Source organism: Aeromicrobium changchenzhani, assembly GCF_057586615.1.
The window spans coordinates 1,610,328-1,631,445 of sequence record NZ_CM172480.1 but is presented as its reverse complement, the minus strand read 5'-3'; the positions used below and the strand labels follow the sequence as shown (position 1 = coordinate 1,631,445).

The 21,118-nt window shown below is 61.2% G+C and carries 21 protein-coding genes and 1 pseudogene; 15 read left to right on the top strand and 7 right to left on the bottom strand.

Going from position 1 to position 21,118, the window contains the following annotated elements; genetic code table 11:
- The first annotated feature begins 7 nt into the window (after positions 1 to 7).
- From AC2YB9_RS08280 to tgt, 4 genes are read left to right on the top strand one after another with little or no spacing between them, the layout of a single operon-like run.
- Positions 8 to 664 (top strand): hypothetical protein, encoded by a 657-nt coding sequence (locus AC2YB9_RS08280; RefSeq protein ID WP_487268366.1) that lies wholly within the window; start codon positions 8 to 10, stop codon positions 662 to 664.
- Between the two features lie 45 nt (positions 665 to 709).
- Positions 710 to 1,129 carry a hypothetical protein gene (locus AC2YB9_RS08275; protein WP_487268365.1) on the top strand — a complete coding sequence of 140 codons (420 nt, stop codon included), beginning with the start codon at positions 710 to 712 and terminating at the stop codon, positions 1,127 to 1,129.
- Positions 1,126 to 1,797 (top strand): M50 family metallopeptidase, encoded by a 672-nt coding sequence (locus AC2YB9_RS08270; protein ID WP_487268584.1) that lies wholly within the window; start codon positions 1,126 to 1,128, stop codon positions 1,795 to 1,797. Before AC2YB9_RS08275 ends, AC2YB9_RS08270 begins: the two co-directional genes overlap by 4 nt.
- Positions 1,798 to 1,809: 12 nt before the next feature.
- The gene (tgt, locus tag AC2YB9_RS08265; protein ID WP_487268364.1) at positions 1,810 to 3,000 is read left to right on the top strand and encodes a tRNA guanosine(34) transglycosylase Tgt; all 1,191 of its coding nucleotides are present in this window, start codon (positions 1,810 to 1,812) and stop codon (positions 2,998 to 3,000) included.
- Between the two features lie 183 nt (positions 3,001 to 3,183).
- Here tgt and AC2YB9_RS08260 read toward each other — a convergent pair whose 3' ends face one another.
- The gene (locus AC2YB9_RS08260) at positions 3,184 to 3,945 is read right to left on the bottom strand and encodes a queuosine precursor transporter (RefSeq protein WP_487268363.1); all 762 of its coding nucleotides are present in this window, start codon (positions 3,943 to 3,945) and stop codon (positions 3,184 to 3,186) included.
- Between the two features lie 52 nt (positions 3,946 to 3,997).
- Here AC2YB9_RS08260 and AC2YB9_RS08255 point away from each other — a divergent pair, with 52 nt between their 5' ends.
- Positions 3,998 to 5,245 (top strand): geranylgeranyl reductase family protein, encoded by a 1,248-nt coding sequence (locus tag AC2YB9_RS08255; protein WP_487268583.1) that lies wholly within the window; start codon positions 3,998 to 4,000, stop codon positions 5,243 to 5,245.
- A 120-nt stretch (positions 5,246 to 5,365) separates the two neighbouring features.
- Positions 5,366 to 6,289 (top strand): hypothetical protein, encoded by a 924-nt coding sequence (locus tag AC2YB9_RS08250; RefSeq protein WP_487268362.1) that lies wholly within the window; start codon positions 5,366 to 5,368, stop codon positions 6,287 to 6,289.
- Positions 6,290 to 6,369: 80 nt separating this feature from the next.
- On the opposite strand, the gene AC2YB9_RS08245 is transcribed toward AC2YB9_RS08250, so the two are convergent.
- Positions 6,370 to 6,846, bottom strand: a complete 477-nt coding sequence (locus AC2YB9_RS08245; protein WP_487268360.1) for a hypothetical protein — start codon at positions 6,844 to 6,846, stop codon at positions 6,370 to 6,372.
- 144 nt (positions 6,847 to 6,990) lie between these two features.
- On the opposite strand from AC2YB9_RS08245, the gene AC2YB9_RS08240 reads away from it, so the two are divergent.
- The 4 genes from AC2YB9_RS08240 to AC2YB9_RS08225 all read left to right on the top strand — a co-directional run bounded on the left by AC2YB9_RS08240 (position 6,991) and on the right by AC2YB9_RS08225 (position 11,057).
- Complete coding sequence (locus AC2YB9_RS08240) at positions 6,991 to 8,643, top strand: FAD-binding dehydrogenase (RefSeq protein WP_487268359.1); 1,653 nt, start codon at positions 6,991 to 6,993, stop codon at positions 8,641 to 8,643.
- 77 nt (positions 8,644 to 8,720) lie between these two features.
- Positions 8,721 to 9,125, top strand: a complete 405-nt coding sequence (locus AC2YB9_RS08235; RefSeq protein ID WP_487268358.1) for a hypothetical protein — start codon at positions 8,721 to 8,723, stop codon at positions 9,123 to 9,125.
- 38 nt (positions 9,126 to 9,163) lie between these two features.
- Positions 9,164 to 10,153, top strand: coding sequence for a transposase (locus AC2YB9_RS08230; RefSeq protein WP_487268357.1), 990 nt, complete (start codon positions 9,164 to 9,166; stop codon positions 10,151 to 10,153).
- Between the two features lie 88 nt (positions 10,154 to 10,241).
- Positions 10,242 to 11,057, top strand: a complete 816-nt coding sequence (locus AC2YB9_RS08225; protein WP_487268355.1) for an exodeoxyribonuclease III — start codon at positions 10,242 to 10,244, stop codon at positions 11,055 to 11,057.
- Positions 11,058 to 11,063: 6 nt separating this feature from the next.
- On the opposite strand, the gene AC2YB9_RS08220 is transcribed toward AC2YB9_RS08225, so the two are convergent.
- Positions 11,064 to 11,624, bottom strand: coding sequence for a hypothetical protein (locus tag AC2YB9_RS08220; RefSeq protein WP_487268353.1), 561 nt, complete (start codon positions 11,622 to 11,624; stop codon positions 11,064 to 11,066).
- 121 nt (positions 11,625 to 11,745) lie between these two features.
- Here AC2YB9_RS08220 and AC2YB9_RS08215 point away from each other — a divergent pair, with 121 nt between their 5' ends.
- Both AC2YB9_RS08215 and AC2YB9_RS08210 read left to right on the top strand, forming a co-directional pair.
- Positions 11,746 to 12,165, top strand: coding sequence for a MarR family winged helix-turn-helix transcriptional regulator (locus AC2YB9_RS08215; RefSeq protein WP_487268351.1), 420 nt, complete (start codon positions 11,746 to 11,748; stop codon positions 12,163 to 12,165).
- Positions 12,162 to 13,445, top strand: coding sequence for an MFS transporter (locus AC2YB9_RS08210; RefSeq protein WP_487268349.1), 1,284 nt, complete (start codon positions 12,162 to 12,164; stop codon positions 13,443 to 13,445). The genes AC2YB9_RS08215 and AC2YB9_RS08210 overlap by 4 nt, the downstream gene beginning before the upstream one ends.
- A gap of 74 nt (positions 13,446 to 13,519) precedes the next feature.
- Here AC2YB9_RS08210 and AC2YB9_RS08205 read toward each other — a convergent pair whose 3' ends face one another.
- A complete protein-coding gene (locus tag AC2YB9_RS08205) occupies positions 13,520 to 15,916 on the bottom strand; it encodes an immune inhibitor A domain-containing protein (protein ID WP_487268348.1) in 2,397 nt (798 codons plus the stop codon).
- Between the two features lie 474 nt (positions 15,917 to 16,390).
- Between AC2YB9_RS08205 and cspE the strand changes: the two genes are divergently transcribed.
- Positions 16,391 to 16,594 (top strand): transcription antiterminator/RNA stability regulator CspE, encoded by a 204-nt coding sequence (gene cspE / locus AC2YB9_RS08200; protein ID WP_487268347.1) that lies wholly within the window; start codon positions 16,391 to 16,393, stop codon positions 16,592 to 16,594.
- A 123-nt stretch (positions 16,595 to 16,717) separates the two neighbouring features.
- On the opposite strand, the gene AC2YB9_RS08195 is transcribed toward cspE, so the two are convergent.
- The 3 genes and pseudogenes from AC2YB9_RS08195 to AC2YB9_RS08185 all read right to left on the bottom strand — a co-directional run.
- A complete protein-coding gene (locus AC2YB9_RS08195; protein WP_487268346.1) occupies positions 16,718 to 16,894 on the bottom strand; it encodes a hypothetical protein in 177 nt (58 codons plus the stop codon).
- Between the two features lie 73 nt (positions 16,895 to 16,967).
- Positions 16,968 to 17,099 carry an excalibur calcium-binding domain-containing protein gene (locus tag AC2YB9_RS08190; protein ID WP_487268581.1) on the bottom strand — a complete coding sequence of 44 codons (132 nt, stop codon included), beginning with the start codon at positions 17,097 to 17,099 and terminating at the stop codon, positions 16,968 to 16,970.
- Between the two features lie 87 nt (positions 17,100 to 17,186).
- A pseudogene (locus tag AC2YB9_RS08185) lies at positions 17,187 to 17,903 on the bottom strand (HNH endonuclease family protein); the annotation flags it as partial.
- A 162-nt stretch (positions 17,904 to 18,065) separates the two neighbouring features.
- Here AC2YB9_RS08185 and AC2YB9_RS08180 point away from each other — a divergent pair.
- Both AC2YB9_RS08180 and AC2YB9_RS08175 read left to right on the top strand, forming a co-directional pair.
- A complete protein-coding gene (locus AC2YB9_RS08180) occupies positions 18,066 to 20,660 on the top strand; it encodes a DEAD/DEAH box helicase (protein ID WP_487268344.1) in 2,595 nt (864 codons plus the stop codon).
- Positions 20,661 to 20,749: 89 nt separating this feature from the next.
- Positions 20,750 to 21,118 carry a thioredoxin family protein gene (locus AC2YB9_RS08175; protein WP_487268343.1) on the top strand — a complete coding sequence of 123 codons (369 nt, stop codon included), beginning with the start codon at positions 20,750 to 20,752 and terminating at the stop codon, positions 21,116 to 21,118.

Below are 21,118 nucleotides of genomic sequence, written 5' to 3'. Positions count from 1 at the left end.
TGGTCGCATGTTTAAAAGCCGCGGTCCGTTCGCTGACATCTCGTGGTTTCAAGTCTTCGCGAGTGCGCTGGCTGCAGTTACTGCGGCGTGGATTGCTTCTCAGCTCGGCGTCGCCGGTACGTTGATCGGCGCCGCACTGGGCAGTTTCGTTTTCACGCTCAGCAGCGCGTTCTACAACAAAACGCTCCACCACGGACGCACGCTGCTGGTCCAGACCGAACACGGCACCGTCATCGAACGCCAGGTCGAACCCGGCGAGGTGTCCGAGGCAATCGACGAAGCCAAGGACGCCGGCGGCGAAGTCGTTGGCGCCGAATTCGTCGACGACGACGACAAAGCCGGGTTTAGTTGGAAGACGATCCTTGCAACAACGGCTATCGTGCTCGCGCTCGCGATGGCCGCCATCACGGGCTATGAGTTGATCACGAAGCAAACTCTGGGTGGTGGGAGCGGTACGACGATCGGCCACACCGTCGGCCAAGGCTCCAAACCCGCACCGGCAACACCCAGCCCGGGCAGTGACCCCACAACGCCCCCGACCCAGCCGACCGACAGCACAACGACTATCCCGACGAAGCCCACCGATACTGCGACGGAACCGCCAGTGACGCCGACCGAGCCAACAGTGCCAACCGGCACGGTCGCCCCGCCCTCGGCGGAATGAAACGGCCTCATCCGCAGTTGAGGTGAGCACAGGCAGGAGGCCGACATGACGATCTATCTCACCCCGAACCTCAGTGACGAGCGAATCGAAGAATTGACTATTTTCGATGCGTTCCGCCTTGCCGAGGAGTTGTTCGAGGCTCGCTATCCGCGCGATGCGGTACGAGTGCTGGCCAAAGTCCTCGCCACCGAACCCAGCAATCCGACCGCTATTGAGTTGCTCGGCCGCGCCCATTTCGCGGCTGCCCAACTCGTGCCAGCCGAAATGGCATTTCGCCGGCTGATCGAGCTCGAGCCGACGAGTGCCTGGGCACATACCGCGCTCGGTCTTGCCCTCGATCGCCAGAACCGGCATGCCGAAGGCGCGCGGTTCCACCGCATGGCCGGCGCGATGGGCAGCGCTGCGAACGACTCCACGAGGGTTGCCCTCACCGATAACCCGGCCCCGATCGGCGGGAACGCCTGATTGTCGAAGCGGGCACGTGCCTGCTGGCCCTCGTTCTCGTCGCGTACGGCCCGCTCTGGGGCTACACCCGTCATCTGGTGACGCTCGTCCACGAATCAGGGCATGCGTTCATCGCGATGCTGACCGGGCGGCGACTCAACAGCATCACACTGCATTCGGATACGTCGGGGCTCACCGTTTCGAGTGGGCGTCCTACCGGATTGGGCATGATCGCGACGGCGGCGGCCGGCTATCCGGCTCCGGCGATCTTCGGGCTGGGCATCGCCGGGCTGATCCAGCTCGATCGGACGCTGTGGGCGTTGTGGATCGCGCTCGGCGCGCTTGCGCTGATGTTGTTCCACATCCGCAACTGGTTCGGGTTGCTCGTCGTGACCGTCGCCGGTGGTGGTGTCGCTGCGATCGTATGGTGGGCGCCAGAGAAGACTCAACAGGCTGCGGCGCTGCTCGCGGCCTGGTTCTTGCTGCTCGCAGCGCCGCGTACGGCGTTCGAGCTGTGGACCCACCGCCGACGCAGGCGTACGCGCACCACTGACGCAGACATTCTGGCCAGACTGACCCATCTGCCTGCCGTCATCTGGGTCGCGGCGTTCATTGTCATCGACCTCGGCGCACTCGCCGTCGGCGCGTGGTGGCTGGGAGCCGACACGTTTGTACGGCGCCTTCAATGATTGGATAGTCCGGTGTTCACGGTCGAAACGCAGCTTGACGGTGCCCTCGGGCGTACCGGCACCATCACCACCCCCCACGGCGAGATTCAGACACCGGCATTCATCCCGGTCGGGACCCGTGCGACGGTCAAATCGGTGCTCCCCGAGGCAATGAAGGAATTGGGCGCGCAGGCGCTGCTTGCCAATGCCTATCACCTCTATCTCCAGCCTGGCGCCGACATCATTGACACCGCAGGCGGGCTCGGAGCGTTCATGAACTGGGCTGGCCCAACGTTCACCGATTCCGGCGGTTTCCAGGTGTTGAGTCTTGGCGCTGGCTTCAAAAAGACTCTGTCGATGGCCTCCAAGGGTGTTGAAGCCGATGACGTCATCGCCCCGGGCAAGGAGCGGTTGGCCCATATCGACGATGACGGGGTGACCTTCAAATCACATCTGGATGGCTCCAAGCATCGCTTCACCCCCGAGGTGTCGATGCAGATCCAGCATCAGCTCGGCGCGGACATCATGTTCGCCTTCGACGAACTCACCACGTTGATGAACACGCGTGGCTATCAGGAGGAAGCCCTCGCCCGTACGCAGGCCTGGGCCGAACGTTGCGTCATCGAGCACCGCCGACTCACTGAGGAACGCAGCAGCAAGCCGTACCAAGCGCTGTTCGGCGTCGTTCAGGGTGCCCAGTATGAGGATCTGCGCCGTAAGGCCGCAGCTGATCTTACGCCGCTCGGATTTGATGGCTTCGGCATCGGCGGCGCAATCGAGAAGGAGAATCTCGGCACGATCGTGCGCTGGGTCAATGAGGAGCTTCCGGTCGACAAGCCCCGCCACCTGCTCGGCATCGGTGAGCCCGACGATTTGTTCACAGCCGTGGAGAACGGCGCGGACACTTTCGACTGCGTTGCGCCCTCCCGCGTTGCACGATCGTCGCGGGTCTACGCGATGACGGGCCACTACAACCTCAACGTCGCGGCATCGCGCCGGGATTTCAATCCGATTGATCCCGAATGTGATTGCTACACCTGCGGCCACTACACGAAGGCCTATCTACATCATCTGTTCAAGACCCACGAGATGATCGGCGCAACGCTCTGCACGATCCACAACGAGCGCTTCATCGTCCGCCTTGTCGATCAGATGCGGCAAGCCATCACCGATGGAACCTTCTCCAGTTTTAAGGAAGACTTCCTCGCCCGCCACTACCGTTAACGGGTTTACCACGGTCCCCACGCAAACCTCATCCAACCACGGCAGGTTTGCCGGGTCGGGATGGAGTTTGCTGCGTGGAGACACCAGGCAAACCTAGTTTCCCGGGTGACCGTGGTAAACCCGGAGCCGTCGGACGACAGCTGTTCGCACCGCTCCGTCATCGCATCCGACCGGCGCGACGGCCTACACCCAGTAGGTCTCTTCCCGATTCTTCAGCCACTTGATGACGAGCATCGTGATGGGCATGACCAAGAGTTCGACGACACATTTGAAGACATACCCGACGATGAAGTAGTTGAGGTACTGGCTGAAGTGATCGATACCGATGGCGCTGGCGGCAATCGCGCAGAAGATCGCCGTGTCAGCCATTTCACCGACACCGGTCGACCCAGCGAGGCGACGCCACAGCTTGGGTTCAGCCGACTTGGCCTTCATTCGCACGAGCACGTACGAGTTGAGGAGCTGGCCGACGACGTATCCGCACACGCTGGCCAGCACGATCTGCGGCACGAAGCCGAGAACGGCATGAAAGCCGGCTTGTCCCTCATAGAACGATGCCCCGGGGACATGATCGACGACCAAGAACGTCAGCGCGGCCAGGATTGCGATGCCAAATCCGGTAAAAATGGCTCGTCGGGCAGCCTTGAAGCCGTAAACCTCCGAGATGACGTCACCAAGGATGTAGGCCAATGGGAAAAGGAAAGCGCCGCCGTCGGCAATGATCGGGCTTACCTGGATCGGACCGATCGAGTAGTGCCACGAACCGAACTCGAGGCTCTTGGTCGCGGAGATGTTGGAGATGATCAAGACAGCGCAGAAGAACGCGAGGATGACGTCGAAGTAGCTCGAGCCACGTGACGCGTAATGGATACGCAGATCGGCTGCCGAGCCATCATCACGCAGTCCCTCGCCATGCTGCTTGGAGGTTGATGCTTCGGAACTCATGGGCAAATCCAATCACGCCCCATACAGATGACAGAATCAGCGGGTGAGCCAAATGATCCTGCCCGACCGCACCGACGTCCTCGTTGTCGGCGCTGGCCCCGCCGGAGCGTCCGCCGCCGCGTGGTCGGCCCGGCTCGGTATGGACACCATCCTGGCCGACGCCGCAGTGTTCCCACGCGATAAGACTTGCGGTGATGGGCTCACGCCTCGTGCCATCGCCGAACTCAACCGACTCGGCCTCACCGACTGGATCATCGCCCATGGCACCAACAAGGGGTTGCGGGCAGCGGGGTTCGGTCAGGAACTGATTCTTCCGTGGCCCGGCGGCTCACTGCCCGACTACGGTTCTGCGGTCCCCCGCACCGAACTCGATGACAAGATTCGTGCGGTCGCGCTCGACAGTGGCGCTCGGCCGATGGAGGGCGCCCGCGCGGTCGATGCGGTCCGTAACGTTTATGGCAAGGTCACCGGCGTTGTCTTCGAGCTGGGCGCCGATCGTGAACGCCATACCGTGCACTGTGATCGGCTGATCGTCGCCGACGGCGTACGTTCGCCGCTGGGCAGGGTTCTCGGTCGAACCTGGCATCGCGAAACCGCCTACGGTGTGGCCGGCCGGTCCTACGTCAAGTCCGGGCGCTCCGATGATCCGTGGATTTCGTCCCATCTGGAGTTACGCGGCGAAAAAGGCGATCTGTTGTCCGGCTACGGCTGGATCTTCCCGCTGTCCGATGGTGAGGTCAACCTCGGCGTTGGCACTCTCGCCACCTCCAAACGGCCGGCCAATGTGCAGATCCGCCCGCTCATGGAGTTTTATGCGTCGCAACAGCGCAAGGATTGGGACCTCGGCGCCGAATTGCGTATGCCCACGTCGGCGCTACTGCCGATGGGCGGCGCGGTGTCGGGCGTGGCGGGCCCCAACTGGATTCTGATCGGCGACGCGGCTGGTTGCGTCAACCCGCTCAACGGTGAAGGCATCGACTACGGCCTCGAAACTGGTCGGTTGGGCGCTGAACTCCTTACCCAGCATCGTTATGTCGATCGGGCTTGGCCTGCGCTCCTCACCCATCACTACGGCGAGGCGTTCTCGATCGCGCGGCGCTTGGCTGGCCTCATCACTGTCCCGGGCCTGCTGCCCAAAGCAGGCCCGATCGGTATGCGTTCGCACACGATGATGACGATTGCGCTTCGGGTGATGGGCAATCTGATCACCGATGAGGACGCCGACATGACCGCCCGTGTGTGGCGATGGGCCGGCAAGATGTCCGTCCGTCTCGACGACCGGCCGCCCTTTCGCGTCTGATCGGTCTCGCTGGCACGAGTTTCAACCATCCTGAACGCTCGCAATTGACCGTGTCTTTCCCACCGCTGGCGCGCCAAAGACGCTACGTTTGGACGTTTAACCACCTACCAGGAGATCCACATGAGCCCCATTGAGCCTCCCCCGCCGAACCAGCCACCACCCCCCGGCAACGGTGGGTACGGTTCCCAGCCACCACCCCCCGGTAACGGTGGATATGGCGGCCAGCCACCACCGCCCGGTAACGGTGGATATGGCAGCCAGCCACCACCACCCCCCGGTGGATATGGCAGCCAGCCACCGTCCGGTGGCGGATATGGCGGTCAGCCACCGTCCGGCGGCGCTGATGCGGGAGCCGCCTTCTCGTGGGCGTGGAAGAAGTTCACCGAGAACGCCGCCACATTAATTGTCGCCGTACTGGTTATCATTATCGCCGTAGCGGCAACGGCCACCGTCGTCACCCTCATCGTCGTAGCCGCGATTTATGGCTCCAACTCAGACGGTCTTATGGGCGGCGAGGGCGTCAGTGCCGGCGCCAACTTCTTCGGCACACTGATCATCACGTTGCCCGTCATCACGGTCGCCTACCTGCTGAGTTCGGGACTCGTGAGTGCCACGCTCGCGATCACCGACGGCCAGAAGCCCGAGATAAGTCAGGCCCTGACACCGCACAATCCGCCGAAGACGATCGTCTATGCACTTATCGTTGGCACGATCTCGGCGGTTCTGTCCGCGGTCCTCGGACTCATCCCGTTCTTCGGTGACGTCCTCAATCTCGCGGCATCGCTGGTCGTCGGCGTCCTGCTCTCGTTCGGCCTGTACTTTCTGGTCGACAAGAACCTCGAGCCCATCGACGCGATCAAGGCCAGCATTGATCTCGTGACGAAGAACGTCGGTCCGGCGATCATCTTCTACCTGCTCGCCGCACTCGCCGCGTTCCTCGGCTTCCTTGCCTGCTGCATCGGCATCCTCGTCGGCGCACCGGTGGCAGCACTGATTTACACCTTCGGTTACCGCAAACTGACCGGCGGCCAGATCGTCGCATAACCCGGTTGACCCACCGCTTAGGCAAACAAAAGCCGGTTGCCTCCATAACTGGAGGCAACCGGCTTTGACCTGGCGGACTGCTAAGCAGTGTTCTTCTTGATTTCGGGGATCTTTTCGCCCGACTCCTTGAACGAGAGGAATGCAAAGACGGTGAATGCGATGGCCGTGACGAACACGATCCAAGCCGACCAGCCAGGTCCGACGCTGGCGCCAAATCCGCCACCACCGATTGTGAATGGACGAAGGATCAACAGCAGCGTGCCAAGAGCGGCAGCCGCGAGAACAACAAGGTTCCACGGCACAGTCGCCGGCAGCTGATCCTTAGCGAATGCCTTCACCGCAACCAGCACCGTGCCAGCAACAATCAACAAGATGCCCAACGTTGCATAACTGTGCCACGCGCTGATGCCGGATGAGATGTCCATGCCGCTCAACACCTTGTTGCCCTTAAAGCTCACGCTGACATAGGCGGTAAAGAACGAGAAGATGATGGTGAGCCCGCCAGCAATAAGCGCACCCTGATCATTTTTGCTGAGTGACTTGAAGTCGACAGCCATTCGAATTTTCTCCCAACGATGAGTTTGAATGAGCTATGAGGGTAGCGTCATCGGCGTGATTCGGGGAGTCCTCGAGAATTATGGAGTGTTTTGGCCTCGGCGTCTTACTTCGCTAGTGCGACCGATGTGCGACATAATCGCGGCATGGATTCAGATGTCATCGTCGTCGGTGCCGGACTTGCAGGCCTCGTGGCCACTGCCGAACTCGTCGAGGCGGGTCGTAAAGTCCTCCTGGTCGATCAGGAGGGCGAGCAGGGAATCGGTGGCCAAGCCTATTGGTCATTCGGCGGACTATTCTTCGTCAATTCTGCCCAACAGCGCCGTATGGGTATCAAGGATTCGGTCGACCTGGCCATGCAGGACTGGATGGGCAGCGCGCAGTTCGACCGGCCCGAGGACAGGTGGCCGCGTCAATGGGCCGAGGCCTATGTCCACTTTGCTGCCGGCGAGAAGCAGGCTTATCTGAAAGAACGCGGTCACAGCGTCTTCCCGGTCGTCGGGTGGGCCGAACGCGGCGGCGGTCTCGCCGAGGGCCATGGCAACTCAGTTCCGCGCTTCCACATCACCTGGGGCACCGGGCCCGGCATCGTCGAACCATTTGAGAAAATCGTGCGCAGTGGGGTCGAGCGAGGGCTCGTCACCTTCGCATTCCGCCATCAGGTGGATGAATTGATCGTGAGCGACGGTGCAGTCACGGGCATACGCGGCACCGTTCTGAGCCCCGACAGCGCCCAACGTGGCGCGCCCACCAACCGCGACCAAGCCAGCGAGTTTGAATATTCCGCCCAGGCCGTCATCGTCACAACCGGCGGCATCGGCGGCAACCATGACCTCGTGCGCAAAGCGTGGCCAGAGCGACTCGGCACTCCGCCGACCTCGATGATCAGCGGCGTTCCGGCCCACGTCGACGGTCGTATGCTCGGCATCGCCGAAACGGCCGGCGCGAGCAGCATCAATGGTGATCGCATGTGGCACTACGTCGAGGGCATCAAGAACTGGGATCCGGTCTGGCCGATGCACGGTATCCGGGTGCTGCCCGGGCCGTCATCGCTGTGGTTTGACGGCAATGGTCAACGGCTGCCGATTCCAGGATTGCCAGGTTTCGACACCCTCGGCACCCTCAATCTGCTGCGCAAAACCGGTCACGACCACAGTTGGTTCATCCTCACTCAGGCGATCATCGAGAAAGAGTTCGCGCTCTCCGGTCAAGAGCAGAATCCTGACCTGACGGGCAAAAGCGTCAAGGAACTCATCAAGCAACGGCTCGCCAAGGGCGCCACCGGTCCGGTCGAAGCGTTCAAGGACAAGGGCGAGGATTTCATCGTCGCTGACACCTTGGAAAAGCTCGTCGAGGGTATGAACGTCCTGATGCCCGAGGCCCCGCTCGATCCCGTCGCGATCCGCCGTCAGGTGGAGGCACGTGATCGCGAGATGGACAACGATTTCACCAAAGACCTCCAGATCGCAGCGATGCGTCAGGCCCGCGCCTATCGCGGCGACAAACTCATCCGAGTCGCCAAACCGCACAAGATCCTTGATCCCGACAAGGGTCCCCTGATCGCCGTGCGTCTGCATATTCTCACCCGCAAGTCGCTCGGGGGGCTCGAAACCAACCTCGAGTCACAGGTCCTGATGCCATCGGGTGAGACCTTGCCGGGGCTGTATGCGGCCGGCGAGGTTGCCGGGTTCGGCGGCGGCGGCGTACACGGCTACAACTCACTCGAGGGCACCTTCCTCGGCGGTTGCATCTTCTCCGGCCGAGCCGCCGGCCGCGCCGCTGCGGCAGCCACCGCCTAATCCCCAAGATTTGGCGGATTTCCCTCTTTGCCAGGCTGGTTGTGAGTCAGTTTCGCGATTGGTGAAGGAGCTGGGTGGTGACGGCAGGGATGGGGTTCACGGCCGATGAGGTCCGGGAGTTTGTGCATGAGTATCACGTGCAGCCGTTCGGTCAAAAGTCTGTTTGGTTGGCGGCGCAGGGTGTCTCGTATGACTGTCTGCGAAAGTGGCGATTGGCGGTGTTCGAGGGCGATCTGGACCGGCGGCTGATCCCGCGAGAAGGTAGTCCTATGACTATTCCACCGGCCAAGCGGACGGCGTTGGAGAAGCAGCGGGCTGCTGAACGCGCAGCGCACGAGGCCCAGATCGTGAAGCTCAACGAGCGGATTCGTGAGCTTGAGGGCACCAATGATGCGTTGGGAAAAGCTATCGGGATCTTGCACGCGATGAGCGGACACGAGCCCGACGAAACCCCGCAGATGAACGATCCATCCGATTCCTGAACGCTGAGAACAAGCTCGTCGCCGATCTGACCTGTCAGGTGGGGTCGCAACGTCAGGCGTTGGAGTTGGCTGGTGTGTCGCGGTCGACGTGGCACTACCGGGCCAACCCGCGCGAGCTGACCGCTGACCCGGTGCCGCAGATGGATCGGGCCTATCGGTCCCGCATTAGTGCGGCTGACCGTGCCCTGATCGTCGAACGGATCAACACTGCGTGGGCGGTCGGGAACTCAGTCGATCACGCGTTCGCGACCGCTTGGGACGCCGGGGTGATGCTCGCGTCCCGAAGGTCATGGTGGCGGATCGCGGCCGACATCGAAGATCAGTCAGCACGGCCCGACGTGCCCACCAAACATCGCAGCAAGACGCCGCGGGAGATGCCGGTGCTGGAAGCGACCGGCCCAGGACAGGTCTGGTCCTGGGACATCACCGATCTGCGCAGCCCGTGGCGTGGTGTCGCGTTCAAGGGCTACTCAATCATCGATATCTATTCGCGCAAGATCGTCGGCTGGCGGGTCGAGGAACGCGAGGTCGACGATCTGGCGGTCGACATGTTCGAGCACGCCTTCGGCGAGCACGGGCTGCCGCGGGCCGTGCACGCCGATTCGGGGCCCGCGATGCGCTCAAACGTCCTCAAGGACCTGCTGGCCGATCTAGGCATCGATCGGACCCACAACCGGCCCAGGGTGTCGAACGATAACCCGTTCTCCGAGTCAGAGTTCCGCACCATGAAATACCGGCCGAACTATCCGGGCACCTTTCCTGACCTGCAGGCCGCCAGAGCTCACATGACGTCCTACGTGCCCTGGTACAACAGCCAACACAAGCACTCCGGAATCGCACTGTTCTCACCCAACGAGGTCCACGACGGCAGCTGGCGCGAACGCTGGCAACAACGCGACCGAGCCCATCAGGCCTACTACGACGCGCACCCCGAACGATTCCGTACCCGTCCCAGCACGCCGACCCCCGCCGACACCGTTGGCATCAACCTCCCCAAAGACGACCCTCAACGACTCCAAGCAGCTTGACAACGCCCGTTTCACCCCAAAACTCAAAGAAAAATCCCAAAAAAGGGGATGATCTCGGCCAAATCTTGGAGACGGTAGGCTCGGGGGCGTGTTGAGACTTGCCACCGTAAACGTCAATGGAATCCGTGCCGCCTACAACAAGAGCCGTGGCCAAAGCAGTGGTCTGGGTGAATGGCTCGCCGACCGCGGCGCCGACATCGTGACCCTCCAGGAAGTGCGTGCGCCGGATGAGATCGTTCAGGATATCTGCGCAGCATCGAGCTTCGAGGTTGTGCACACGGTGGCAGCCGCTAAGGGCCGTGCTGGCGTCGCCATCTTGAGCAAAGCCAAGCCGACCGCAACCCATGTCGGCAACGGCGATGACTACTTCGACGATTCCGGCCGCTGGGTTGAAGCAGATTTCACCCTCGGGGACGGCTCAATCCTCACGGTCGTATCGGCGTATGTCCACTCTGGCGATGTTGGGACGCCGAAGCAGGACGACAAGTACCGTTTCCTCGACCAAATGATCGTCCGCCTCGGCGAAATCACCGCTTCGGGCAACCACGGCGTGATCACCGGCGACCTCAACGTCGGGCACACTGAGCGCGACATCAAGAACTGGAAGGGCAACACCAAGAAGGCTGGCTTCCTGCCCGAGGAACGCGCCTATTTCGACCGTTTCTTTGGCGAACTAGGTTGGGTCGACGTCCACCGCCAACTAGCTGGCGACGTCGACGGCCCCTACACCTGGTGGTCAATGCGCGGGAAAGCGTTCGATACCGACACCGGTTGGCGCATTGATTACCAGATGGCGACTCCTGCATTCGCCGGGACGGCCACTTCGGCCGTCGTTGATCGAGCCGACAACTGGGCCGAGCGCTGGTCCGATCACGCGCCCCTAGTTGTCGACTACGACATCTGAACGGGTCTACTTGCTCCGCTTCGACTTCTTGGTGCGCCGTTCGATCTTGCTCCGGGCATCCTTGGCCACCGACTTCGCCAACTCGGTGTAGGACTTACGGATCTGCTTAGCTTCCTTGCGCAGATCCTTAAGCTCGCTTTCGAGCTGCGCGGTCCGCTCATCAAATGCCGCGACAACCTTCTCGATCTGTTCGAACGCTGCGTTGCGCGCCGAGCCCACTGCATCGACGGTGTCTGAAAGGGCAGATCGCGCCGTATCGGACAAAGTCTTCGCAGGCGCTGGCTGCTTCGTGGTTGGCTTCGCGGCGGGCGTCGCCTTCTTAGCGGCGGCCTTCTTAGCGGCTGGCGCGGTCTTCTTAGTCGTGGTCTTCTTAGCCGTCGGCTTCTTCGCGGCGGGCTTCTTAGTTGCCGGCGGCGACTTCTTAGCGGCGGGCGTCGCTTTCTTAGCCAGCGCTTTCTTCGCGGCGGCCTTCTTAGCCGGCGCAGCCTTCGCGGGCGTTGCCTTCTTCGCAACCGGCTTCTCGGTGGTGGCCTTTTCGGCGGGCGGGTTCAGCGGCGACTCAGTCATTATTTTCGCTCCTTTTAGGAATCGTGTGTTTGCGAGGCTATTGGACAGAAGCCAACAAGGGAACCAACCGTGCGCAAAACCACGTCATTTTATTACATAAGGTGGCGATATAGTTAGTTGCATGAAGCAACCCCAACTTGAAGAAGCCGCGCATGTCTTGCGCGAATTCATCGTTGTCTCGACGCGCACTCAACCCATTTCACGCCTCAGCCGCACCGCCGCCGGAACTCTTGCATCACTCGACATCAAGGGTCCCCAACGGATCACAACGCTCGCCGCCGACGAAGCCGTGACCCAGCCAGCCATGACCGGGTTGGTCCAGCGACTCGAAGCCGCAGACCTCGTGATCCGGCAGCGCGATCCGTCCGACGGGCGCGCCAGCCTGATCGCCATCACAGCCGACGGACGGACCGCCTTGAACAAGCGCCGTGACCAATACAATCTGGCCCTCGTCGAACGCCTGCAAAACCTCGAGCCACACCAACTTGCCGCCATCACGGCCGCACTACCAGCACTCAACGCACTAACGGAGAAATCATGAGCGCACCCGCAAAGTCGAGCCTTCTCGGCCAACCCAAGGCGGTGTACGCGGTTGCCTTCGCATGCGTCATCTCATTCATGGGCATTGGTTTGGTTGACCCGATCCTGCCAGCACTCAAGACCCAACTCAACGCAACCGAGAGCCAGGTGACATTGCTCTTTACGAGTTATCTGGTTGTCACGGCTGTGGCCATGTTGGTGACCAACTGGGTTTCCAGCCGGTTGGGCGCCAAAAAGACGCTGATCATCGGCCTCATCATCATCGTCGTGTTTTCCGCGCTCGCGGGATCGGCTGGCTCAATCAGCCGCATCGTGGCATTTCGTGCCGGTTGGGGTCTGGGCAACGCATTGTTCATTGCGACCTCGCTCGCCGCGATCGTGGCCAGCGCACGCGGCGGTTTTGCTGGCGCAATCATCTTGTACGAAGCAGCGCTCGGCGTCGGGATCGCCGCTGGCCCATTGCTGGGCAGTGTCCTAGGCAACATCAGTTGGCGTGGACCGTTCTACGGCGTAGCGGTACTTATGGCAATCGCTCTGGTCGCAACCGTATTGATGCTGCCGGCCACATCCAAACCCGAACACCGCACATCGCTCTCCGCACCAATCCGGGCACTCTCCCACCGGGGCCTACTCACGATGAGCATCGCTGCCCTGCTCTACAACTGGGGCTTCTTCACGATGCTCGGCTACGCGCCGTTCCCCATGCGGTTGAGCATCACCAATCTCGGTTGGGTGTTCTTCGTGTGGGGAATCCTGGTCGCTTTCTTCTCCGTGATCGGCGCACCATGGCTGCAGCGTAGCTTCGGGACCGCGACGTCCTTGTATGGCGCCTTCGGATTGTTCGCCGTCGACCTCGCCCTGATGGCGATCTATCCCGACAAGCGGGCCGTTCTTGTCGGCTGCGTTATCGCCGCTGGCATCTTCATCGGCATCAGCAACACTTTGATGACCCAGGCAGTCATGATGGTTTCACCGGTTGAACGTCCGGTCGCATCGGCCGCATACGGATTCGTCCGCTTCATCGGCGGCGGCCTCGCGCCATTCGCGGCAGGCCAACTCGTCAAGCGCTTCAATCTGCACGTCCCATTCGCGATTGCTTCAATCACCGTCCTCGCGGCAGCGCTCGTGCTCTCGACCGGGCACGAGTTGCTCAAGAACGCCGATCAGGGGCTCGATGAGGGTGGCCATTCGGTGGCAAGCCGTGACGACGTCACCGGCGAAGTGGCCGATGAGTTCGGCGGGGCGAGTGGTGCGATCGACGAGGTCGTCAGCGCGCGCTGACCCTTCGGACAGACCTCCGGCCCGCCACGGTGAGGAAGAAACCGTATGCGGGCCGGAGGCGTCTGGAGATCCGGTCAGGAGACCTTGATCTTCATCGAGGTTCCTTTCTGTTTGACGACACGGATCTTGACGCCAGCGGCAGGAAGTTTGACCCCCGCGTCGGGCGCTTCTGCATACCAGAATTTCTTCAGGTCGTTGAACACTCGCTGACCGGCCTGTCCACGGATGTAGCTCGGCTGACCATTGATATGCAACGTCATCGAGCCGGCCTTTTTGGCTGAGAACGGTGCGTCGTAGACCTGGATCCGGCCCCGCCACGCGCGGCCCTGCATATTCATGATCGGCACCGGATGGGCGTCAATCGGCAAATTGCGGCCCTCACCGGGGTGAACTGACACATTGTTGTCGCTCTGTGACGTGTCCCAATACGAGATCAGCAATCCATGACCGTATGAGTAGTGCTCAACCCAATCAGGCTTCGTGTTGGCGAAGCCAAAGTTGTACGGGCCGGTCTTCAGATACTTGTCGTAGCCCTTATACGTGCGGTTGCCCGCCACGTAATAATTGTCGAACTGCGATGTGGACGTTGCACCGACGATCGAGAACCCGTCGAACGTCCATGCCGAACCACCATCCTCGGCCCCATCGGTCAGCACCGCTTGGCCGTCGGCAGTGATGTTGACGTCATCGAGGAACAAACCCTTCAACGCCAACCCACCGTCGGTCTTGTAATAGGCCCGGAAGGTGATCTTCTGGCCGGCGTAAGCATCCAGATCGACGACCGCGTCGCCCCAGTCTTTCTGCTCACCGGTCAGCGTTGGCGAACCGGATGCGTCCCGCTCGAAGGCTTTGCCGTCAACCGTGCCGTCAAGGTTGGTCCAAGTCTTGCCAGCATCGGTGGAGGCCTGGAAATAGGCGTTGTCGTAGCCCTCCTCGATCTGATAACGGACCTTCGCCTCAACCGCCGCGCTCGTCTTACCGGTCAGATCGATCTCGGTCGACATCGAGTTGGCCAAATCATCGCCCTGCGCGGAGTAGAACTGCTTCTCCCCCGACGCTGGCGCACCGTTGTCGAATGAGACCTTCTTCTTCGGCAATACGACGACTGCGCCCTGAGCCTTCTTGGTGTTGTACTCCTGCGGGCCGAGTTCGAGGGACTTCTTCTGTCCCGCGACCACCGTCTCGTAGTCGAGCCAGCCAAGTTGCAACTTTTCCCATGCCCCGATGTCACCGGGTCGGGTGCCGAGCGGCTCGTTCTTGGCGCTGAGCCGGCTCTGCGCCATCAGCGTCCAATACTCGTTGCTGTTGTCGCCGCCACCACTCGTGTCATAGGCATCAGGCAGACCCAGATCGTGGCCATATTCGTGCACGAACACACTCAGGCCGCCATTCTCGGGCTGAACTGTGTAGTCGCCGACCCACAAGCCGGTGTTGCCGACCTGCGTGCCGCCAAGCGGATTCGTTGCCGGGCCGGTGATTCCGGCATCGGTACCGAACGCATACCAACGGTGCGACCAGATCGCGTCCTCACCCTGTTGCGGATCGCCGTCGGCTTCGTCGCCGCCGGCATGCACAATCTGGAAGTGATCTAGATAGCCATCCGGCTCATTGAAATTGCCGTCGCCGTCGTAGTCATAGCGGTCGTACTGGTCATACTCGGCCAGTGACTTCTTGATCTGCCCATCGGTCTGGCCGGCAGCCTTCTGCTGCGCCACCCAGGATGTGAGTGCGTCCTTGATGAGAAACCAGGTGCCTTCATCGGTGCGGCCATAGCGTGCCTCGTTGTAGGGCACCTTGACCCAGTCGGAGACCTCGCCACCAACCGAATAGCGGCCAGACGATTGCGCCTTGTAGTAGGTCGACAGGGATTCGGCATTCTTGCCGGTGCCGAAATACAGGTTTTGATAATGCTTCCGGTTGAAGTTCGACTGCCAGATTGTCGAGTTGTCCTTGGTGCGGTCAGGCTGCGGGATCGCGTTGCGGACCGGGCCCTCGAAAGTCGTTGGCCCAGGCGTCGACGGATCAGTGTCCTTGTCCGGGAAATCCGGATGGCGCTGGTTGTCGAACTCGGCAAGGATCACAAAGACCTTGTCCGAACGCTCCTGCGAGAGTTCGACATACTGATCCTTCTTCTTAGCCTTCTTCGCCTTGGGTGCAAGCCCAGCACGTGCACCACGGTGATCGGCGTTGGCCTGAGCCGCGGCGACCGCTGGGGTGTAGCTCTTGCCAAGCTTGACAACAGAGCTGCCGTTCTTCTGCACCGCTTTGGCATCACCGTTGAGTACGGCTGTGAGACCGGCCTCGCGAAGTGAACGACGCTTGTCTTCGAGCGGATTAGGTAGTTCGTCATGCTTCTTATTCACATGATCAGCGCCGTTTACTGGCGGCGATGATGTGGCAGCAGTGCTCGGGCCCGCGGCTGCGAATCCAAATGCTGCGACGAGACTGAGGCCAACAAGGCCAGTAGTCACACGTCTCACAATTCCCCCTGAGGATTGTTTTCGAGACCGTACGGTTGGCACGGCCGGTCGACCACGCGCCCGGTAGGACATCAGCGCAGCACACCGGGTACCAATCTATGGACATTTCGGGCAAACAAACAGTCTTGTATCGCAACCAAAATAGATATATAGGACTAGTTAAAACTAGTTCATTTGGACCACTTTGACCCTATTGAGCGCGTTGGCTTCCCGTCGCGTCATCGACATTCGTGTTATGCAAACCAACGAATCGGCGCACCGAAAAAATAGGTTGGCCGCCAATGCTTGCTATTCGGCTCACCTGCACTACTCTTATGGGGAAGTTGCAGTGCCTAACATCGTTTGACCAGCTCGATCCCCGTCACTGGGGGTGTGCGATCCAATCGGCAGTATGGACTAACACCGTGACGGTCGCTCATGAAAAACATGGGCGAATGATTCGAATAATCGAAGGAAACAGAAACAATGGCAACAGGTACCGTTAAGTGGTTTAACGCTGACAAGGGCTTCGGCTTCATCGCTCCGGACGACGGCAGCGAAGACGTTTTCGCTCACTTCTCCGCAATCCAGTCGAGCGGCTTCCGCTCGCTTGATGAGAACCAGAAGGTCGAATACGACGTCGAGCAGGGCCAAAAGGGTCTGCAGGCAGCGAACATTCGCCCCGTCTGATCTCAGACTGGTCTGATCTCAGACTTGCGAAGGGCCGGAGGCAATTGCCTCCGGCCCTTTCTCATGCCCCAATGATTTAGTACTACGGGGATTTAGTACTGCGGGCTGAATGCTGCGATGCGGTTAGAGCCGGCCGCTTTCGTCCCAGGCGTGCCGGCAAAAGTCCGAACTCGTTTTCGTCGCGAGGTAGCTCATATCGGCGCTTGGTTGAGCTAGCGGCGTCGTATGCCGATGTGCCGGGAAGCGACGTGCGGCCTCGGCGAGATGATGGGGATCGATGTCGAAGGCAGTCTCATTCATAACTTGAGGATATCCTCACCTTCGTCGCCATTAAACCCTTACCGGGCAGTAGTTTTGGTTGGCGCTGCCTGGTTCATTCGCAACCGATGCCGTCGCCATCGCGATCCAGATGGCGCGAATAGCCTGGCTGCCCGCGTCGGATCGGTGCCCGCCCGGCTGCACGCACGGCGGTGCAGTTTTTGAAGTAGCTCGCTCCCCCACTCACCAGCGGTGCTGGCTTGCGGGCTTTTCGCGGAGCAGTCGTAGCAACGGTGCGCTCCGGACCACCACCGAGCTTGATGGGATAAGCACGTGGCAAGCCCTGCTTCGGACAGGCCGATAAGACCCGTGCCATCGCATCGCGCTCGGCCGATGTGGCCCAGAGGCCATATTTTTTCTTGATCGCTATCTGGCGGGCAACATAGCCACAACGAAATGATTTACGCGGCGGCAGCCAGGTGGCAGCATCGCCAGCGCCCTTGGAAGCATTCGAATGCCCGTCAACGGCGCGCAATTCCAAGAAGTCGTTAGCGAACGCTTGCCGTTTGTCCCGGCTCCACGACTGCGCACCTTTCTGCCACGCGTCACTGAGGGCCACCAAATGGTCAATCTGAACGGCCCCTGAGGTCCGCACACCGCGTACGAAGTTGATCGTTTGGCCGGTGTAGGGCGAAACAAGCGTGCCGCTCAGCACAAGGCACCCGTGGGTTCCGGCCTTGAGTGTGAATTTTTTGAGATCACGGCGGAGGACGTCATTGCGTTGATCGCAGCCGTTGCGATCAAGGTCGCGCCAACTCTGACCGAACTGCCGCCGGGTGTAGCCGGTCTGGGGCGCCCGACCCTTGACTATGAGGGTGGCCAACATTGCGGCCGCTGAGCCCGCTTTAGCCTCGGGAGCGGGCTTTTTCGGTGACTTTGCCAGCACCTCGGTCGGCGTCGCCTGCGGTGTCGGCGGTACGGTTGACGTCGTTTGACTCGGCCTCACCGGGCCGCTCGGATGAGTCACCGGCGCCGGCTCACAGGACATCATCGCGAGCGCGGCGATCGCGGTCACGAACAGCCGGAGTACGTTCGAAGACGGCACGTGATTCACCGTCCAAGTCTCGCCTGTTCCGGGGCTTTTCGTGGTCAATTGATCGAACCGACGGGAGCCGATTTCACCCAAGCGACCTTGATGAGAGAAGATGGTCCGATGGCCACAACCACGGATCTGCGTTTTCTCCTGCGCCATCCGGTCAGTTTCGAGGCTGGCGCGGATCCGCGTGAATCTCGATTCGTGTTTTCACCGCGTGGGCGTGATCCGGTCCGCCTTACTGCAGCTGATGCGCTCGCACTGCTGAGCAAGGCAACGCGTGATCACGAGGCCCATGCCAGCACCCGCGGCTGGGCCAATGCGTGCCTGATTGCTTTGCGTCTGATGACGCAAGGCCGCCTCACATCACCCGATCAGGCCGATGTGAGCCAACTGCACAGCGCCGCTGCCGGGTTGCCGATGCCCCCTGCAGAAGCGCAAGAGCAGGTCTTTGCGTTCTTACGCTCACTTGCCGCTACCGCACCGGCGGCTGCCGTCACGCCGCAGAAGCCCGCCTGGGAACGGCGTCAGACGTTCCGCCGCCCCGAGCCCACCTACACGTTCCTGCTCCGGCTCGAATTCGGTTTGAGTGAACAATTCGACGCGACTGCCACGTTGAGCCTTAAGGAGGCCAATAGCGCATGGGGCGCGGTCGACGTCGTCGAATTGTGGGCCGATGAGCATCATCGTATGGGTGGCTCGGGCCGCCGCGCGACGCTGCGCATGCTCAATGAGATCGAACCGGTATGGCCACCCGCGACTCGACTGCGCGAGCAGATTGCCGCGGGTGCGGTCAAACTCAACGCCGATGAAGTTGTGCTACTCGGTGAAAGCCACACGCGGGCAAAACTCGCTGCCAACCGGCTTGAGATCTACTGGCCACGTGACCATTCCAATGAGATCACCGCGAAGCCAGTGTTGCGTCGGCTGGAGGCGCCCGGTTCGGACCGGCCGGTAGCGTTCAGCACCGAACAGATGTTCGCCTTTGACTGGAGCGTTGCCCTCGGCGGTGAGGAACTCAGCGCCAGCGAACTCGACCAGTTGGTGGCCTCTCAACATGGTTTAATCCGCTTGCGCGATCAATGGATCTACATCGACCCGGCCGAAATCGAGCGGCTGCGCGACCGCGAAACACGTACGGTTTCGGCCGATGACGCACTTCGTGCCGCGGTCACCGGGACGATGTACGTCGACGGGGTCAAGACCGAAATCGACACTATCGGCTGGCTGGACAATCTGCGCCGTGTCCTCGCCCAGCAGGATGCCGACATCGAGCCGGCAGTCCAACCACCTGAACTCGACGGCACGCTGCGCGATTATCAGTTGCAGGGGCTGCACTGGCTGGCTCAACTCACCAGCTTGGGGCTCGGTGGTTGTCTCGCCGATGACATGGGCTTGGGCAAGACCATCATGTTGATCGCGCTTCACCTACATCGGCATTCTCGTGCCGACAACCCGCTGCCGACCCTGGTGATCTGTCCGGCATCAGTCATCGGCAACTGGGAACGTGAGATCCACCGTTTCGCTCCCGGTGTGCCGGTCCGCCGCTTCCATGGCACCAGCCGCACCCTTGAGGGCGCCACTGACGGCTTCGTCCTGACGACCTACGGAACGATGCGCGCCGACGCCGAACGACTTGCCGCGCACGAGCCCTCTTGGGGTCTCGTGGTCGCCGACGAAGCCCAAAACGTGAAGAACCCCCGGGCTAGAACCGCGCAGGCGCTACGAACGATTCCTGCCGAGGCATGCATCGCGATGACGGGTACGCCGGTCGAGAACAATTTGTCTGAACTTTGGTCGATTCTGGACTGGACAACATCGGGACTGCTGGGCAATCACGAAGAGTTCCGCCGCTCGTGGTCGCGGCCGATCGAAGCGCGTCGAGACTCTCGGCGCGCCGCTGAGTTGGCCCAACTCATACGTCCATTCGTCTTGCGTCGACGCAAGTCTGATCCGGGCATCGCTCCGGAGCTGCCGCCAAAGACCGAGACTGACCATCAGGTCCATCTGACCCGCGAGCAGGTCGTCCTCTATGAGACGGTCGTCCGTGATGCGCTGGAGGAAATCAAGAACACGCAGGGCATCCGTCGCCGTGGCCTGATCGTCAAACTGTTGACGCAGTGCAAGCAGATCTGCAATCACCCGGCGCAGTTCCTACGCCAACCGGCGGCCAAACTTGTCGGACGTTCAGGCAAGCTGGCGATCTTTGACGAACTCGTCAGCGAGATCATCGCCGAGGATGGCGCGATCTTGGTCTTCACGCAGTACGTCGTGATGGGCCGACTGCTGGAGCGCCATCTGCGCGACAAAGGCATCAAGCACCTGTTCCTGCACGGCCAGACGCCGGTGGCCAAGCGAGAGGTCATGGTCAACGAGTTTCAAGCCGGTGGCACGCCGGTCTTCATCTTGTCGCTACGCGCCGCCGGCGTCGGGCTCAACTTGACCCGCGCCGATCACGTCATCCACTTCGACCGCTGGTGGAATCCTGCCGTTGAGGATCAGGCCACCGACCGTGCCTACCGGATCGGCCAGACCCGCCCGGTCCAGGTGCACCGGCTGTTGTCCGAAGGCACGATCGAGGAGAACATCGCCGAACTCATCGCCTCGAAGCGTGAATTGGCCGATGCAGTCATCAATGGCGGCGAGGCAGCGCTCACCGAACTCACCGACTCCGAACTCGCCACGCTGGTCAAGCTACGCCGCTCAAAGGGCTAGACCTTCGCCGTCGGCGCGTGACGACGCACACGGAGGGAATCTTGGGGCCATGTGATTGGTTATATGGAAGACCCCAATGAAAGGCAACCATGACTACCGTCACTCTGACCGCAGATACGTTCGAAACCGCTGTCACCTCTGATGGCATCACCTTTGTCGACTGGTGGGCTTCTTGGTGCGGCCCATGCAAACAGTTCGCGCCCGTTTATGAGGCCGCGAGCGAGAAGCACAGCGACATCACCTTCGCCAGCGTCAGCACCGAAGAGGAAGAAAGCCTCGCTGCGCAGGCACAGATTAGCTCGATCCCGACACTGATGGCGTTCCGCGACGGCGTCCTGCTCTATTCCGAAGCGGGTGCACTTCCTGCCGCCGGTCTCGAAGAGATCATCAAGGCTGTGCGCGATGTCGACATGGAAGATGTCAAGCGTCAAATCGCTGACGCCGAAGCCAACAACTGA